This is a genomic window from Vibrio sp. VPAP30 (assembly GCF_001188205.1).
Taxonomy (GTDB): Bacteria; Pseudomonadota; Gammaproteobacteria; order Enterobacterales; family Vibrionaceae; genus Vibrio; species Vibrio bivalvicida.
In genome coordinates, this window is record NZ_LBLS01000043.1 from 555,881 (window position 1) to 572,984 (window position 17,104).

At 44.2% G+C, this 17,104-nt stretch carries 14 protein-coding genes and 1 tRNA gene; 13 read left to right on the forward strand and 2 right to left on the reverse strand.

The window, feature by feature from the left end; translation table 11 throughout:
• Positions 1-10: 10 nt before the first annotated feature.
• The 6 genes from tolA (at position 11) to ZX61_RS22740 (ending at position 6,082) form a co-directional block, all read left to right on the forward strand.
• Positions 11-1,036 (forward strand): cell envelope integrity protein TolA, encoded by a 1,026-nt coding sequence (gene tolA / locus ZX61_RS22715; RefSeq protein WP_049846851.1) that lies wholly within the window; start codon positions 11-13, stop codon positions 1,034-1,036.
• Positions 1,037-1,088: 52 nt separating this feature from the next.
• Positions 1,089-2,405 (forward strand): Tol-Pal system beta propeller repeat protein TolB, encoded by a 1,317-nt coding sequence (gene tolB / locus ZX61_RS22720; protein ID WP_049847007.1) that lies wholly within the window; start codon positions 1,089-1,091, stop codon positions 2,403-2,405.
• A gap of 34 nt (positions 2,406-2,439) precedes the next feature.
• Positions 2,440-2,967: a peptidoglycan-associated lipoprotein Pal gene (gene pal, locus ZX61_RS22725; RefSeq protein ID WP_049846852.1), complete on the forward strand. Its 528-nt coding sequence runs from the start codon at positions 2,440-2,442 to the stop codon at positions 2,965-2,967.
• A gap of 15 nt (positions 2,968-2,982) precedes the next feature.
• Positions 2,983-3,753, forward strand: a complete 771-nt coding sequence (ybgF, locus tag ZX61_RS22730) for a tol-pal system protein YbgF (RefSeq protein ID WP_049846853.1) — start codon at positions 2,983-2,985, stop codon at positions 3,751-3,753.
• A gap of 130 nt (positions 3,754-3,883) precedes the next feature.
• A complete protein-coding gene (nadA, locus tag ZX61_RS22735; protein WP_049846854.1) occupies positions 3,884-4,945 on the forward strand; it encodes a quinolinate synthase NadA in 1,062 nt (353 codons plus the stop codon).
• A 102-nt stretch (positions 4,946-5,047) separates the two neighbouring features.
• The gene (locus ZX61_RS22740) at positions 5,048-6,082 is read left to right on the forward strand and encodes a potassium channel protein (protein ID WP_049846855.1); all 1,035 of its coding nucleotides are present in this window, start codon (positions 5,048-5,050) and stop codon (positions 6,080-6,082) included.
• Positions 6,083-6,116: 34 nt separating this feature from the next.
• Here ZX61_RS22740 and ZX61_RS22745 read toward each other — a convergent pair whose 3' ends face one another.
• Positions 6,117-6,686 carry a UPF0149 family protein gene (locus tag ZX61_RS22745; RefSeq protein WP_049846856.1) on the reverse strand — a complete coding sequence of 190 codons (570 nt, stop codon included), beginning with the start codon at positions 6,684-6,686 and terminating at the stop codon, positions 6,117-6,119.
• 127 nt (positions 6,687-6,813) lie between these two features.
• Here ZX61_RS22745 and ZX61_RS22750 point away from each other — a divergent pair, with 127 nt between their 5' ends.
• The 4 genes from ZX61_RS22750 to ZX61_RS22765 all read left to right on the forward strand — a co-directional run bounded on the left by ZX61_RS22750 (position 6,814) and on the right by ZX61_RS22765 (position 11,238).
• Entirely contained in the window at positions 6,814-9,252 is a 2,439-nt protein-coding gene (locus tag ZX61_RS22750) for an ATP-binding protein (RefSeq protein ID WP_049846857.1), read from the forward strand.
• A gap of 223 nt (positions 9,253-9,475) precedes the next feature.
• Positions 9,476-9,925, forward strand: coding sequence for an L-alanine exporter AlaE (locus tag ZX61_RS22755; RefSeq protein WP_049846858.1), 450 nt, complete (start codon positions 9,476-9,478; stop codon positions 9,923-9,925).
• A 145-nt stretch (positions 9,926-10,070) separates the two neighbouring features.
• A tRNA-Ser gene (locus ZX61_RS22760) sits at positions 10,071-10,158 on the forward strand.
• A gap of 240 nt (positions 10,159-10,398) precedes the next feature.
• Positions 10,399-11,238: an HNH endonuclease gene (locus tag ZX61_RS22765; protein ID WP_049846859.1), complete on the forward strand. Its 840-nt coding sequence runs from the start codon at positions 10,399-10,401 to the stop codon at positions 11,236-11,238.
• Positions 11,239-11,500: 262 nt separating this feature from the next.
• On the opposite strand, the gene ZX61_RS22770 is transcribed toward ZX61_RS22765, so the two are convergent.
• The gene (locus ZX61_RS22770) at positions 11,501-12,658 is read right to left on the reverse strand and encodes a phospholipase D family protein (RefSeq protein ID WP_049846860.1); all 1,158 of its coding nucleotides are present in this window, start codon (positions 12,656-12,658) and stop codon (positions 11,501-11,503) included.
• Between the two features lie 223 nt (positions 12,659-12,881).
• On the opposite strand from ZX61_RS22770, the gene mads1 reads away from it, so the two are divergent.
• From mads1 to ZX61_RS22785, 3 genes are all read left to right on the forward strand, one after another.
• Entirely contained in the window at positions 12,882-13,055 is a 174-nt protein-coding gene (gene mads1, locus ZX61_RS22775) for a methylation-associated defense system helix-turn-helix domain-containing protein MAD1 (protein ID WP_049846861.1), read from the forward strand.
• Between the two features lie 92 nt (positions 13,056-13,147).
• Positions 13,148-15,817 (forward strand): type I restriction-modification system subunit M, encoded by a 2,670-nt coding sequence (locus ZX61_RS22780; RefSeq protein ID WP_049846862.1) that lies wholly within the window; start codon positions 13,148-13,150, stop codon positions 15,815-15,817.
• The gene (locus ZX61_RS22785) at positions 15,810-17,060 is read left to right on the forward strand and encodes a restriction endonuclease subunit S (RefSeq protein WP_049846863.1); all 1,251 of its coding nucleotides are present in this window, start codon (positions 15,810-15,812) and stop codon (positions 17,058-17,060) included. Before ZX61_RS22780 ends, ZX61_RS22785 begins: the two co-directional genes overlap by 8 nt.
• Positions 17,061-17,104 lie beyond the last annotated feature (44 nt).

Below are 17,104 nucleotides of genomic sequence, written 5' to 3' on the forward strand. Positions count from 1 at the left end.
CGTCGCTGCGATGAAAGAGAACAAATCTAAAAAGAACGATTTCAAGAAGCCGATTATCATATCGGCTGCTTTGCATGCGCTTCTTATTGCGGCTTTGATTTGGGGCACGGACTTTACCATGTCTAAGCCAGAACCGACTGGGCGCCTTGTACAAGCGGTGGTCATTGACCCGGATCTTGTTAGGCAACAGGCACAACAAATTCGTAGTAAACGGGAAGAAGCGGCAAAGAAAGAGCAAGATCGCTTAGACAAATTGCGCCGTGAGAGCGAACAGCTTGAAAAGAACCGCAAAGCCGAAGAAGAACGTATTCGTAAGCTGAAAGAACAGCAAGTGAAAGAAGCCAAAGCGACACGCGAGGCAGAAAAGCGTCGTGTAGCGAAAGAAAAAGAGCGTAAAGCGGAAGAAGCGCGCGCGAAAAAAGAAAAAGAACGGGCTGCAAAACTAGAAGTGGAACGTAAAGCCAAAGAGCAGGCGATTGCCAAAGCTGAGCAAGAGCGCATTGCGCGTGAAAAAGCGGCGAAAGAGGCTGAAGAAAAGGCCCGCCGTGAGCGAGAAGCAGCCGCAAAAGCGGAAAAAGATCGAATAGCGAAAGAAAAGGCCGCTAAAGAGGCCGCAGAAAAAGCGCGTAAAGAGAAAGAGCGCTTAAAGCGTATTGAGCGTGAGCGTAAAGAGCAAGAAGCGGCACTTAACGATATCTTCTCAGGCTTAGAGACGGAAGCAGAGGCGAATACATCTGCTCGCTCTAGCCATGTCGCGAGTGAAGCGGATCGTTATGGGGCTATTTACACTCAGCTTATTCAGCAAAACCTTTTGTTGGAGGACAGTTTTCGGGGGAAGTCTTGTCGAGTTAATTTGCGTTTAATCCCTACAGGAGCAGACGCAATACTAGGTAGTCTTTCTGTTCTGGATGGTGACAGTCGCTTATGTGCCGCAACTAAACGAGCAGTGGCAAAAGTAAATAGCTTCCCGTTGCCCAAAGATCAAGACATCGTCAGCAAAATTAAGAATATCAATTTAACCGTAGTACCTGAGTGATAAGGAAAAGCTTGTGTTAAAGCGACTAGTAATAGGATGTGTACTCACTATGATGAGTGTGTTCCAAACTGCCAATGCGGCTTTGGAGCTAGTGATTACTGATGGTATCGATTCGGCAAGACCAGTCGCAATCGTACCTTTTAAGTGGGAAGGCAACGGAAAGTTGCCGCAAGATCTATCTGCTATCGTTGCTTCAGACTTACTTCGTAGCGGGAAATTCAAGCCAGTCTCAGTTTCTGCTATGCCAGAAACACCGCACTCTGCTTCAAATATCAATTTTGAAGAATGGATTAAGTTAGGTGTTGATGCAATGGTAACTGGAACGGTGACGCAAGATCCTGCGACTGGAAAGTATGTTGTCAACTACCAATTGATTGACGTGGTTAGAGGTCAGTTAACGAGTGGGCAAGCAAAGTCATTGAGTCCAGATGGACAGCTAGTTCTATCGCATGACCACATATTGCTCAATAAGAAAATGACAATTGTACCTAAGCAGATGAGAGCTGCTGGTCACCGTATTTCAAATCGCGTTTATGAAGCTTTAACTGGCGAAAAAGGTGCATTTGAAACCAGAATTTCTTATGTCGTTGTTAATGACAAAGATACATACCCTTACCAGCTACGCGTATCAGATTACGATGGTTATAACGAGCGACTAGTACTGAGTTCTAAGCAGCCACTGATGTCTCCTGCGTGGTCACCAGATGGTAAAAAACTTGCGTATGTGAGTTTCCAAAATGGGCAAGCTGAAATATTCATCATGAATATTTATACCGGTGAGCGTGAGAAGCTGACGTCATATCCTCGTCATAATGGCGCGCCAAGATTCTCTCCTGATGGCAGTAAACTCGCTTTGGTTTTATCTAAAACAGGTAGCCTACAAGTTTACACTCTGGATCTTAACACCAGAAAACTGACCCAAATTACACGCGGTAGATCGAATAATACCGAACCATTTTGGCATCCAGATGGTAAATCTCTGATCTTTACCTCGGATCGGGGTGGAAAACCTCAGATTTATCAAGTAGATTTGGCAAGTAATTCGACCAAGCGTTTAACATGGCAAGGCAGCCAGAACCTTGGCGGGCAAATTACCCCAGATGGTCGCTTCTTAGTGATGGTTAATCGCAGCAACACTGGATTCAATTTAGCCAAGCTAGATATGGAAACCGGTGCGATGCAGATTCTGACGAAAACACTGTTAGATGAATCACCGAGTATTGCACCGAACGGTGGAATGGTCATTTATAGTTCGATCTATAACAAGACCAATGTTCTTTCAATGGTCTCCATTGATGGGCGCTTTAAAGCAAGGTTACCGGCAACAAATGGTCGAGTTCGTGCACCAGCATGGTCACCGTTTTTGTAGCAAGTAAGTATTAATAACAAAGGAAACTATAACAATGCAACTTAACAAAGTTCTTAAAGGGCTTCTAATTGCGCTACCAGTTCTAGCGGTTACAGCATGTAGCTCAAGTGATGACGCAGCGAACACTTCTGGTTCTGCTGAAACGAACCAAGTTCAAACGACAGATAACACGGCTGTTTCTCCACTAGAAGCGAACGGTCAGCTTACTGAGCAAGAGCTTAAAGAGCAGGCACTGCGCGAATCTCAAACTATCTACTTTGCTTTCGACAACTCTACAATCGCGGGTGACTACGAAGAAATGCTAGCGGCTCACGCAGCATACCTAAGCAAAAACCCAACTCTAGAAGTTAAAATCGAAGGTCATGCAGATGAGCGCGGTACTCCAGAGTACAACATTGCTCTAGGCGAGCGTCGTGCTGAAGCAGTAGCAAAATACCTACAAGCGCTAGGTGTTCAAGCTGATCAAATCGAAGTGGTAAGCTACGGTGAAGAAAAACCACTTCTTCTAGGTCAATCAGAAGATGTATACGCTAAGAACCGCCGCGCTGTTCTAGTGTACTAATTGAGGAATTGCCTCATGTTCAGTAACCTTAAGCGCGTTGTTACGCTTACGTTACTGGCAAGTGCAGCGAGTAGTGTACTCGCTGCACCAGCTCCAGTATCCGATCTAAGCGGTAGCAATACTGCCACTTCGTCATCTTCAGTTCGTGGCAACGAAACTGATGTTCAGCGCTTAGAGCGCCTATTGGAAAACCGCAATCGCGTTCAGTTGCAAATGCAGCAACAGCTAGATGAAATGGCTCTAGAAATTAGTGAACTCCGCGGCCAGTTAGAAAAAAGTACTTATGACATGCAGCAGATGTTGCAGCGTCAAAGAGAATTGTTTATCGAGTTGGATAAAGTTCGTAGCCAAGCGTCAGTACCTGTTGTTCAAGCTACAAGCGATACCTCTGAAAAACCAAAAGGTGGTACATTCAGCTCTGATGTTGATGAGCAAACTGCTTATCAAAACTCTGTGGACTTAATCCTAAAGAAACGTGACTACACTGGAGCGATTGCCGCGTTCCAGCAGTTCCAAAAGGATTATCCAGATTCAACCTTTACGCCTAACTCTCATTATTGGTTAGGGCAACTTTACTTTGCTAAGAAGCAAGATAAAGAAGCGGTGAAGAGCTTTGCGGCGGTGATCGCGTATAAAGAGTCTAACAAACGCGCAGATGCGTTGGTAAAACTTGGTGATATCGCTCAGCGCAATAACAATGCGGAACAAGCGAAAAAATACTACCAGCAAGTGGTTGAAGAATATCCTAATAGTGCGTCGGCTAAATTGGCAAAAGAACGACTATAGGGTTGAGTTTCAAGTTTAAAAAGGGGTGCAGAGCACTCCTTTTTAGTTTTCATTGGCGCCGAAGCTGGAATCTGCAATAGCGTTAAGGTTACAATACTCGGATTACTGGAAGTAGCGTAGCGCAAAAGCAATGAGCCACATATTAGATAGAATTGACACAGTTTACCCATTCCCACCAAAACCAATCCCGCTAACAGAACAAGAAAAACAAGCACACATTGAAAACATCAAAGTGCTGCTTAAAGAAAAAGATGCGGTATTGATTGCTCACTATTATACCGATCCTGAAATCCAAGCTTTGGCAGAGGAAACGGGTGGCTTTGTTGGTGACTCGTTAGAAATGGCCAAGTTTGGTAACCGTCACCCTGCAAGTACACTCATCATTGGTGGGGTACGTTTTATGGGTGAATCTGCAAAGATCCTGACTCCTGAGAAGCGCATTTTAATGCCAACTCTTGAGGCGGAGTGTTCGCTAGATCTAGGTTGCCCTGCCGATAAATTTACAGAGTTCTGCGATGCACACCCAGACCATACCGTTGTTGTATATGCTAATACGTCAGCCGCAGTTAAAGCTCGCGCAGATTGGGTAGTAACATCGAGCATTGCACTTGAAATCGTCGAGCATCTAGACGCGGAAGACAAGCCGATTATCTGGGGGCCAGATCGCCACTTAGGATCATACATCGCTAACCAAACTGGCGCAGATATGCTGCTGTGGCAAGGTGAGTGTGTGGTGCATGACGAGTTTTCGGCAGATGCATTGCGTAAGATGAAAGGACTCTACCCAGACGCAGCTATTCTTGTTCACCCTGAGTCACCAGCGAGTGTGGTTGAGCTAGCGGATGCGGTGGGTTCTACTAGCCAACTAATCAAAGCAGCGAAAGAGCTACCTCAGAAGAAAATGATTGTCGCAACAGACAAAGGCATCTTCTTTAAAATGCAGCAACTTGTACCAGAAAAAGAGCTGATCGAAGCACCAACCGCAGGCGCAGGTGCCACATGCCGTAGCTGCGCGCACTGCCCTTGGATGGCAATGAATGGCCTAAAAGCCATTGAAGCAGCCTTACGTGATGGTGGCGAAGAGCATGAAATTTTTGTTGGCGAAGAGTTACGTGTTAAATCTTTGATTCCATTGAACCGTATGTTAGATTTTGCTGAACAGCTTAATATGCAGGTAAAAGGCAACGCGTAAACGGGCGCTTGTCACAGTTATAAAGACCAGCCTCAATGGCTGGTTTTTTTGTTTTGGCTCTTGAGCTTAAATACATACAAGTAACAAAAGTGAAGGAGCACTATGTCTCTTTGGTTAACATTTAGAACCTGGTTAAACTCCAACATGTTTAACCTCAGTAATCGCAATTTAGCCATACTGCTTGCGATTTATATCGTTTTGTCATGGGTTTTATTACGTGTAAGCGGTGAGCATGCACTCACTAACGACTTATCAACCTTTATCTATTTCTTGATGGTGACTGCATCGACGGTGGGTTATGGTGATTACTCACCAGAGACGTCGATAGGCAAATGGGTCGTGGTGGTGTTTGTTATCCCTGGAGGTCTGTCTCTTTTTGCTGCCTTGATTGGTCGGTTAGCAACAGGGATGGTGGAGTATTGGCGTGCAGGTATTTTAGGAAAGCGGAGAATGGGTGTGGAAAATCATATCGTACTATTAGGTTGGAATGGGCAGCGCACCATGCATTTGATTCGCATGCTGCAACATGAAGAGCACGGCAAACGCCCGATTGTCTTGTGTAGCCGATCTGATATAGAAAACCCACTTCCTGGCGAAATTGGTTTTGTGAAGGTCAACAGCTATACCGACTCGCAAGAGATGGAAAAAGCGGCAATAGAAACGGCAAGCTGCATTGTGGTCGACAACTTAGAAGATGACGTCACGCTCTCGGCTGCGCTCTACAGTGCTAACATTAATCCGAATGCGCATTTGCTCGCTTATTTCAAAGATGAAGCCCTGAGTAACCTATTGAGCCAGCATTGCCCTAACGCTGAATGTATCCCTGCGGTTGGTGCTGAAATGCTCGCGAAAGCGGCGGTGGACCCAGGTTCAAGTGCATTGCACCAAGAGCTTCTCGCGTCAACAAGGGGGATGACCCAGTATTCAGCCGTATATCCTGAAAAGCTGCCAACGATCAAGGTTGAAGATGCTTTTCAGTTTATGAAACGAGACTATCAAGCAACATTAATTGCATTAGATATTGGCAAAGGGATAGAGCTAAACCCAGATCTCGACAAAGAGATAACTCCGGGCGCCAAGATCTTTTACATTGCTGATGAACGTATTGAAGATTTTGATTGGCAGTCAATTGGATAAAAAATCGCAGCGAGAGCTGCGATTTATCGTTTGGCTATTCTTGCTCTGCTAACATCGAGCCACGCATGGTCAACCCGCACAGCATGGTTGGCATCGCTTTAAATATCTCTTCAAATTGCTCTAAGCCTTCGATACCTTGCTCCGCCAGTGTCGCGATAGATGTCTCCGGATCGTACAACATGCTTAAAGAAAGCAGTACACCACCTAATAGAGCGTTATCTTCGCTATCTTCTGGCATGATGGTTTCCCAATCGTCTCGAGCAAGCTGCCAGCCTTGAAGTACGCCTTCGCAGAAATCACGGGTAGCTTCAGTCACGATTTCTTCTTCATCCAGCGTGCACCCTTGCGGCCATTGCCAGCGATTTTCTAGCAGAGCAGGACGATACTCGTTCCAAATAGCAATAATGTGCTCGATGTAAGTCTCTAATTGCTCACCATCAGCAAAAGGGGCCACCTCTTCGCCACCCCAAAGGAAAGGTAGCCATTCATGCGGAGTCAGCATATGGGGAGCGGCAGCCATCGCAGTAACGAAGCCATGCGTCCTAGCTTCGTTAATCAACTTACCTTCAAGTTCAGGTAAGGATAGAAGTTCTTGTAAGGTCAAAACAAACGTCCTATATCAATCGGGAGTTGTGATATCGCAATGGTAACAGCCTACAGAAGTGAGAAAAAGGTTGCCGCATCGATATATTCGCTATAATTTTTTATAAACGGTCAAAATTCAAAGATTTATGGATATTCGTTCATCGCTAAAAAGGAAGAGCATCTTTGCCTTAGCTATTTATCTTGCTATGGCAATCGCTTTGATTGGTACTGTCAGCTACTTGGTCGTCGAGCCGCCGACTAGAGATCAGCTCGAGCAAAATCTAGACCTAAGAACCGAGCTTATTTCTACGCAAATCGAAGAGCCGATCAATAGCTCTATTGGGATATTGCAAGCGGTAGTGAGCATTGGCAGCAACCACGAGACTCAAGAACACCAAGCATTTTTACTTCATAAACTTTTTTCGCTTGTCGAAGGTGTCGCGGTGAGCGGCGGTTTGTGGCCTGTACCTTACTCGATTGACGGACAAACGCCATACCAAAGCCTTTTCTTTAATCGTACAATCGATGGTAAAGTCGATCGGGTCCTATCGTGGGACAACCCAGAGTCGGGGGGGTACGATAAGGAGCTTTGGTACACCTCGGTTATAAAAAAACCAACAGGAACCGTTGCTTGGTCTCCTGTTTACATCGATCCATTTACTCATGTCCAAATGATCACCGCCTCCTCGCCGTATTACATTGATGGTGAGTTTTCTGGTGTCGCGACGGTTGATCTCTCTCTTGAAACCTTAGTCGCTTTTGTTCGCCTACATGCGGAACAGTACGATTTAGGCGTTATCCTCCGTGACGGTTATGGATATGTGATTACCGAGCACAACTTCCAACTGGCTAAAGATATCTACATCAGCCAGAACGAGTTTGGTGGTTTTAAGTGGAGTGTGGATGTAGTTAACGCTAAGCGATTGGTGGCTGAACAGGTTTATGATTTGGTGTCTAAAGTCGAGGCGGTGATCATGCCGATCTTGCTTGCCTGCGTCATGCTTGGCTACTTTCTGATTAATCGGTTTTTAATCTCGCCTATTGTGGTTATCGCGCGTAGCCTTGATGAATCCAAACAAGGTGGCGCGATTGATATTGATTACAAAAGCCACGATGAGATCAAGTACCTAATAGACTCTCTTAATGAAAAGACCGTCTATCTTGAAGAAGAGAAAGTCAAAGCTCAGGCCTCGACAAAAGCGAAAAGCGCCTTTCTCGCGACACTATCTCACGAGATTCGAACGCCAATGAATGGGGTTCTTGGTACCGCGCAAATACTACTCAAAACAGACTTAAACGAAGATCAGCGTAAACACCTTAAAACCTTGTACGAGTCTGGCGAGCACATGATGACGTTGCTCAATGAGATTCTCGACTTCTCGAAAGTAGAGCAAGGGCATTTAGAGCTTGAGTCATCACCATTTCCACTAGAGTCGATCATCGGCAGCATCAACAGCGTCTATTTTACTCTTTGCGCCGAGAAGGGGCTGCAGTTTAAAGTCTATTCTGAAGTCCCACATGAACGCTGGTACATGTGTGACAAAGCGCGTTTAAGACAAATCTTGTTTAACCTACTCAATAACGCGGTTAAGTTTACTTCTCGTGGATATGTTGAAGTCTATTTTAAGGAAGAGCTTCGAGAGGGTGAGAACTTTCTACTTATACGTGTAAGAGATACAGGGATAGGGGTGGCGCGCGAGGCCCAAAATAAAATATTTAAACCTTTTGAACAAGCAGAGTCTTCAACCACACGCCGCTTCGGAGGAACAGGTTTAGGTTTGGCAATTGTTAAACAGCTCTGTGAGTTAATGGGTGGCAGTGTAACGGTTAAAAGCGAGCTAGGTATTGGATCTAGTTTTGAAGTGTCCATTCGTAGCGACATTAGCCAACCTGCTTTTGCTGAGTACCGGGAATTAAGAAAGCTCAATTATAAAGGGTTAAGAGTACTTATTGTAGAAGACAACCGGACCAACGCGATCATTCTACATACCTTCATGACCAATAAAGGCTTCTCTTGCGAATCGGTTGAAAATGGAGAACTTGGTGTTGAAGCCATCGCTCAGGGAGATTTCGATCTTATTCTGATGGATAACCATATGCCCGTGATGGATGGTGTGGAATCGACCACCGCTATTCGTGCTTTAGCTGGAGAACGATCCAATATACTGATTTTTGGATGTACTGCCGACGTGTTCAAAGATACCAGAGAAAGGATGCTTGGCGCTGGTGTAGACTACATTATTTCGAAACCTATTGATGAAACAGAGCTTGATGATGCGCTCATCAGCTACTCCGAAAAGCTTTACCAGTTTAAACCACAACTCTTAAAGGGGACTGGGAATTCGAGTGAGCTCAAGATTGAAATCGAAGAACCGCTGATGATGTTTTTCATGGCGATTGAAAACGAAGATCTGCCGCATGCTAAAAGCAAATTTGAGCAGATAAAACAAAACCTTGATAGCGTCCAAACCCCAATACTCGACGACAACCTTTTTAATATTGAATCTAGGCTGATGGCAGGGGAATTCCCGCATCAGGAAGAGTTAGATCTACTAGCAGTACAAGTAAAAGATTACTGTAATTAAATTACGTTAATTTGCTCAAAAACTATCCTTTGGTCGGAGTTGTAGCGACATAATCTAGTTTTAATACGAAATTTGGTTGTTTATTTACCTTCTTTAAATAACTTTGAAATCTAAAACTGAATAAATAATGTTTTAATAGCGATATTGACTGGCTGTCTACTGATAGGTTGGCTTTTCGTTTTGTTTATTGGTTTGTTTTCTAGTTATTTATGTTGAGGTAAGAATGAAGTCTCGTGGGCCTTTCTGTATTCGTAACGCTGCAGCAGATACGTTTGCAATGGTTGTATTTTGTTTTATTTCCGGAATGTTCATCGAGATTTTTGTATCCGGTATGACCTTTGAGCAGTCTTTAGCCTCAAGAACATTATCGATCCCTGTCAACATCGCTATCGCGTGGCCTTATGGTTTGTTTCGTGACTTCATGCTACGCCAGGGTGCTCGCTTATCTGACACTGGGGTAATGAGAAACATCTCTGATCTTGTCGCCTACGTGCTTTTCCAATCACCAGTGTATGCGGCAATCTTGTTTACCGTTGGCGCATCAACCGATCAGATTATTACAGCGGTCGCTTCTAACGCGGTAGTTTCTTGTGGAATGGGCGTGTTATACGGTTATTTTCTAGATATGTGCCGTAAGTGGTTCCGCGTACCTGGTTACTATCAAGAAGCCTAAACTGGCCGATTCACGTTCGAATTAGCTAGTTAGTAACCAAACAGCAGCAGTGGGGCGGTTTTTTTAGGGAATAGGCTTGACCTAACCCAATAGAATCATTAAATTAGCGCCTCGTTGGTTAACGAAACCAACCACAATTTGATTCGGTGAGTTGTCCGAGTGGCTGAAGGAGCACGCCTGGAAAGTGTGTATACGGCAACGTATCGAGAGTTCGAATCTCTCACTCACCGCCAATTTCTAAAGCCCCAGCAGAAATGCTGGGGCTTTTTCGTTTTCTGTCAGTGCCATCATAGTGGTGAACGATTTATTCGCAGCCTGTGGTTTTGTAACCAATTAGTCTCAGTCTTTTGTTAATAGCTAAATACACGTTTAGTTTTCAAAGAATAGAATTCTAATTTATCTCAATAGTGAGTTCATGGGGTATCAATGGCATATACTCATTGATATCGTTACATTGATCAAAGTGAACCTGCATGAAAATTGGAAAGTTAGTACAGGCACTGCTACCCAAAGTACTTGAGTATTGCGAGCAAAAAAGCCACAACGAGTTCGAGCGCCTTTGTGATGCTGAGTACTCCAAACGCAACTTTAACCTCAACTTTCCTTTTTTGATTCCAATAAGCAGTCTTCCTTCGGATTTATCTAAACGATATTGGACCAAAGTTTACTTGGTGCGTGGGCAAACTGTTCGTGCATGTAGTCAGTGGTTTGAAAAAGACGCGGTCTACTTTGATAAGTACTTAAAACGGATCGGCATCGATTATGACCAATCTCAGTTCGAGAGTGAGTTACTTGAATCAAGAGCAACACTCTCACGTAAGCTATCAGCGCCAACCGCCAGAGCCAATAGCCGCTACCGTGGTAATGCGATAGGCAATGCTCAAAACCTATTAGTGCGAAATATCCTTAGTAACCTTGGGACAGAGCAGTTTTCTGAAGAGGATTGGCAGGCAACCAAAGCCTACTTCAACCATCAATGTGCTTATTGTGGAAAGTCAAAGGAACTGGTGATTGAGCACGCAATCCCTATTAATAAGGTTTACCTAGGAGAGCATCGTCTTGGGAATTTAGTACCTAGCTGTAGAGAATGTAATAGCGCGAAGGCAAACACAGACTTTCGCGAGTTTCTAGAAGGGCGGGATGACAAAACTGCGGTGATTGAAGCTTATATGGACGAGAAAAACTACGTACCTCTTGAAAACAACGAGCAGGTATCAATGATTCTCGAGATGGCCTATCGAGAGGTTGGCACAGTGGCTGAGCGATATATCACAATTATCAGCGAACTGTTTGTGAGTGAAGATGAACAATGAAACCTCGCCATTGAAAATATTGAACAGGCACGTACGGCTTTGTTAAAGCTCTATCAATATGCTAGGGATATGCAGCAAAGATATGTTATTCATTGCCGTGCTGGTACCTGTAAACGTTGCGGGGATTACTTAGTCGTGGACGTAGTGGGTTAGTGATTAAATGTGATGATCAGGAAACATATCGATATTTGAAGTCTTGTGGTATGAAAATCTTATAACACAATCACCACCAGCTTCTGCTGGTGGTGATTGTCTTTTTGACTCAACCAAAGCCTAGTATTTCCAAAGCTCTGTCAGATTTTTTATTCCAAATGGGGTACTTGTTAGGATAGTACCAGCCATTAAATTCTTTGATAGCTGAATCCCCAAGGCCGAATAAAGATAAGCTACTTCTTTGTAAATCGGCTACTCTCTCAGAAATCGGTATGGCTTCATTCGCCAAGTGATGAAGTGAATTTAAGACTTGCTTAGAAGTATTACGTGTCGCAAATGCCTCTGCCTTGCCAGTGTAACGATCATCGACATAACGGGATGCGTGAAAAGTAAGGTAAAGCTCTTTTAATTGATTTTTGTTGAGGGAGCTTGAAGAGAGCAGTGACCTAAGGTTGTTCGCTCGTTCGAGCATCTGGCGACAATATTGCTCACCAGCTTGGTCCCATTGGATAAACTCTTCGAAGAGGGCTCGAGTTAAAGGTTCGCTTGGCCCATTGACAGTTTGTTGCCTAAGGAACTCTTTATCACTTCTCTTTTCTTCCACAATGAAGTGCCAAAAATGATCAATAACAAATGATGTTGGTATATCAGAATAATTGAGGTTGATGTCATCCTCGCAGAGCTTAGCGACATATTTAACCGCATTCTGCACTCGTTCGTAGCCAGCACCTAGCACCGCAGGTGAAGCAATGATGTCATTGAACTGTGGTTTTTCAAATGTAGCTAACTCTTCTTCGTATCGATCTAGGACGTCTGAGGTTAGCGGACTACCTAATTTGAATATTTGTTGAGCGTGTAAATATCCTTCTTCAGCTTGTTTACCTTCTAGAAGTATGTTCGTTTCAATATTGTTGTATAGGCCGCCGTAGGTCATGTTCGATGAGCCAATAGCTACGTTATATTCAGTACCCGACAGTGAGTTTCTATCACCTTTTTCAAATGCGTAGATTTTGGAGTGTAACACTCGACCCAAACAGTGGACCGTCACATTTGGAAGTAACAATGTTTCCCTGAGCGCTCTTGGGCATGTTGGTGGCCTAAGCGAGATAGTAAGATGAACTTTTTTACCAGCACGGCTCAGAATTTTTACTTGTTGCTCTTGAGTATAAAAAGCTGTGATGAAAAAGGCTTCGTCGCAATCGTCGCCAAATTTAGTTAGCTTCGCTGCAAAGGCTTGTTTGTCATCAAGTCCATTGGTAATGATCAAGGTATTACTCCTAACTTTAAGTTGTAGCTAATTAACGCACGAATAAGGCAGATCTCAAATGGAGGTGATTTAGTTCTCTAGGCTTAGTCTCAAATTGAACGTCGGTTAAAATAAATGCAAGCAATCTCATAATGCGACTAAGTTAATTGCCGATTCCCCAATTTTCCCATATTCTCTCACCATCAAACTTATCAACAAAATTGGTTAGAGCTAACACGCTGAAATGAATGATCAAATATTAACCTTGAAAGAGGTGGCGGCGTATTTAAAACTTGCCGAAAAAACCGCCTACAGACTCGCTAGTGAAGGCAAGCTACCAGGCTTTAAAGTAGGTGGTTCTTGGCGCTTCAAGTGCGAAGATCTCGAAGCGTGGATAGAGACGCAAAAAGGTGCGTGAGAGTAGCCTGCTGGCAACTAAATTCCTCTAGCCTTAGCCCATTATCGAATTCAATGGTTCTGCACTTGCTGAACACAATAACTGAGAAAACTATGCAAAAACTGACGCTTAACAAACTGTCTAGTAAGCTATTCAAAGCTTGTGACATCCTACGGGGTAAAATGGATGCCTCCGAGTACAAGGAATACATCTTTGGTATTTTGTTCCTTAAGCGTATGTCGGATCAATTCCTAAAGGATTACCAAGCGAAGGTTAAAGAGCTCAAGTCAGAAGGGCATGACGATGACGAAATTGAGCTTCTGCTAGAAGATGAAGAGCAGTTTGATTTCTACGTGCCGGAGAAAGCACGTTGGGAAAACCTCAAGCACCTGAAAACTAATGTCGGCTCAGGACTAAACAAAGCACTTGAAGCACTGGAAGAAAAGAACACCGCTAAGGGCTTGGAAGGCGTGCTCAAGCACATCAACTTCAACCGTAAAGTAGGCAAAAAACCTATTCCTGACGAGCGTTTGGTTGAGTTTATTCAGCACTTTGACAGCATCCCACTTTCAAATGAAGATTTCGAGTTCCCAGACCTATTGGGTGCTGCCTATGAATACCTGATCAAATACTTTGCTGACAGTGCAGGTAAAAAAGGTGGTGAGTTCTATACCCCTGCTGAAGTGGTCCGCCTGCTGGTGGAGATTCTTGAGCCAACTGAAGGCATGGAGATCTACGATCCAACCTGTGGCTCGGGCGGTATGCTGATCCAAAGCCGCAACTACGTGCAGGAAACGGGCGGCAACGTTAAGAAAATTCACCTGTTCGGCCAAGAAGACAATGGTGGCACCTGGTCTATCTGTAAGATGAACATGATTTTGCACGGAACAGGTGGCGCAGACATTGAAAATGGTGACACGCTAGCTACACCGCTGCACCGAACCAAATATGGTGAACCTCGTCCTTTCGACCGCGTGATTGCCAACCCTCCGTTTTCACAAAACTATAAGAAAGCGGATATGCAACTCAAAGAACGCTTCAACACCTTTATGCCAGAGTCTGGTAAGAAAGCGGACTTGATGTTTGTGCAGCACATGTTGGCCTCGCTCAAAGCCAACGGTAAAGCTGCCGTGGTAATGCCTCATGGCGTATTGTTCCGTGGCGCGGAAGAGCGCACTTGCCGCCAAGACTTTATTGAGCGTGGTATTCTTGAAGCCGTGATTGGCCTGCCACAAGGTTTGTTCTACGGTACGGGCATTCCTGCCTGTGTGTTGGTGCTCAACAAAGCTGGACGTGAAAACCGTGATTCAGTGCTGTTTATTAACGCTGACCGTGAATATCGCGAAGGCAAAAACCAAAACAGCCTGCGCCCTGAAGATATAGAGAAAATCACCAGCGTCTATAAAGCGATGCTGGAAGATGATAAGCATCCTGGCGTCGAAAAATATGCGCGGCTGGTTCACAAAGACGAACTCAAGCGTGAAGACTACAACTTCAATATTCGCCGCTATGTCGATAACAGCCCAGCTCCTGAGCCTCAAAACGTTAAAGCGCACTTAAACGGCGGTATTCCAACCAAAGAAATTGATGCGTTGCAAAGCACTTGGAATGATTACCCAGGATTGAAAGAAAGCCTGTTCGTTCCGCGTTCTAACAACGAGTTCCAAGACTTTTCTGAAGAATTTGAAGCGCTGTCATCGCTCAAACCGCACGTTGAAAACTACCCAGCAGTACTGAAAAAACATGCTGTTTTCCAAGCCGCCTTGGATGATTGGAAACAAGACTTTGCTGGCTTTGAAGCTCTGGGAGACAAGAAGCTCGGTGATGAAGGCGTATTCGCGTTGCGCCGCGAATCTCTGAATACCATTGAAAAGCACCTAATGCCGATCAAACTGCTGAACCAATACAAGGTGCGTGGTGCATTGGCAGATTGGTTTAAAACCTTGGAAGCGGATTTTAAATCTGTCGCTGCCAGTGGTTGGAATGCTGAGCTCATTCCTGACGAAGTGCTGTTTGCCAGCCAGTGCGCGGATGTGGTGGAAGAGCTGGAGGCTAAACAAGCGCGTATCAGTGAACTGCAAGCCTTTGTGGATGCAGCCGATGAAGAAGACTACGAGCCGACTGATGAAAACCCTGCGCTGCCGTCTGAGTATGTTAAACAGCTTAAAGACGAGCTGAAAGAACACAAAGCGACGATCAAAACCAGCTTGGCAGTGCTGAAAGCCCAAATCAAAGATGCGTTCACCCAGCTTAAAAACAGTGCAGAACTACCCAAAGGCACGAAGCAAGGGGATTTTGCAAAAGGGCTAACAGGCAAAGAGCTTAATTTTGCTGTCCATAGCGAAATTCTTGCTTTGGCGGATGAGCTTGGTGTTCAGTTAGATAACCTTGAGCTGATTAAAGAACACGCGAGAAAAGGTTCAATGGCTGCTGCTGAAGCAACGGCAATTGAAGCAAAGTTTGCAGCACACAAAGCGTTAGAAGATGAGTTGAAACAACTGAAAGCAGAAATTAAGGAAACAGAAAAGCGCCGTGATGAACTGCTTGAGATTGCTCGTGACGCAATTACAGCAGAAGAAGCGAAAGAGCTGATTCTGGATCGGTTCAAAACCGAGCTGGATCGCCAATACCAAAGTTATGTTCGTGCATTGCTGCTTGACCGCATCGCTGCAATTGAAAACTTCCATCGTAAATACCAGGAAACCGCGAAAAGCATTATTGCCAAGCGAGAACATGAAGCGAGCAAGTTAGCTGGCTTTATGAAGGAGCTTGGGTATGAGTAATTGGCAATATAGGAAGCTTGGTGAATTAGCTAAGACATTTTCAGGGGGAACACCTAGCCGTGGGGTTTCAGAATTCTATGGTGGTGAAATACCTTGGGTTAAATCAACGGAAGTTAACCAAAGCAAAATTAATCGTACTTCAGAGTTCATTACAGACATTGGATTAAAGAGTTCAAACTGTAAATTAGTGCCTAAAGGAGCAGTTCTGATTGCGATGTATGGAGCTACCGCAGGCCAAGTATCACAGTTAAAAATAGAGGCTGCGACTAATCAAGCTGTACTTGCAATTGTATGTGACGAAGAAGTACTACTACCTGAATTTGTGTACTACGTGCTTTTGCAAAAAAAGAGTGAATTGCTTTATTTAGCTCAAGGATCTGGGCAGCCAAATCTTAGTAAATCTCTAATTGATAATACGTTGATTCCATTATTGCCGATAAAACAGCAATCAAGAATTATCGAAATATTCAGTAGCCTTGACTTGCTAATCGGCGCCACACAAGCTCTTATCGACAAATATACTGCTATTAAACAAGGCATGATGGCAGATTTGTTTAGTCGAGGTATTGACCCAGAGACCAAAGCCCTTCGTCCAACGTTTGAAGAAGTGCCAGAGCTTTATCATAAGACGCCGTTGGGGATGTTGCCTAAGGGGTGGGGTATAAGTTTGCTTGAAGAAGTAGCTCCTGTAATTGACCCTCAACCTGATCACAGAACTCCTCCACAGGTAAAAGAAGGTATTCCTTATGTAGGGGTTGGTGACTTTACCTGGGATGAACGTATTGACGCTAAGAAGTGTCGTAAAGTAAGTCGTAACGCATATCTAAAACAGCAGAGCCGATTTAAAGTAGAGATGGGCGATGTAATTTTCGGGAAAATTGGCACCATTGGGCAACCTAAAGTCATTAGAGAAGATGGTGAATTTGCATTAAGTGCCAATGTGTTGTTAATCAAGTCAGGTATGAAAGGCAACTATATTCGTGATGTTTTGATTTCCCAATATACTTTGGCTCAATTAGATAAAATTGTGAACGTAACATCACAGCCGGCGGTAGGAATTCAGACAATGAGAGAATTAATGATTCCAATGCCTGATGCTATTGAACTTGAGTTGATCAACTCGAAATTACAAAGTTTGGAAAGTTATATTTGGAGCGAAGTTTCTTCATTAAACAAGTTAAAAGCCCAAAAGGCCGGCCTAATGCAAGATCTCTTAACAGGTAAAGTTCCAGTACCCGCATAAAAAAATAAGAAAATGGCAGCAGACAAATGCCTCGCTGCCAGTAA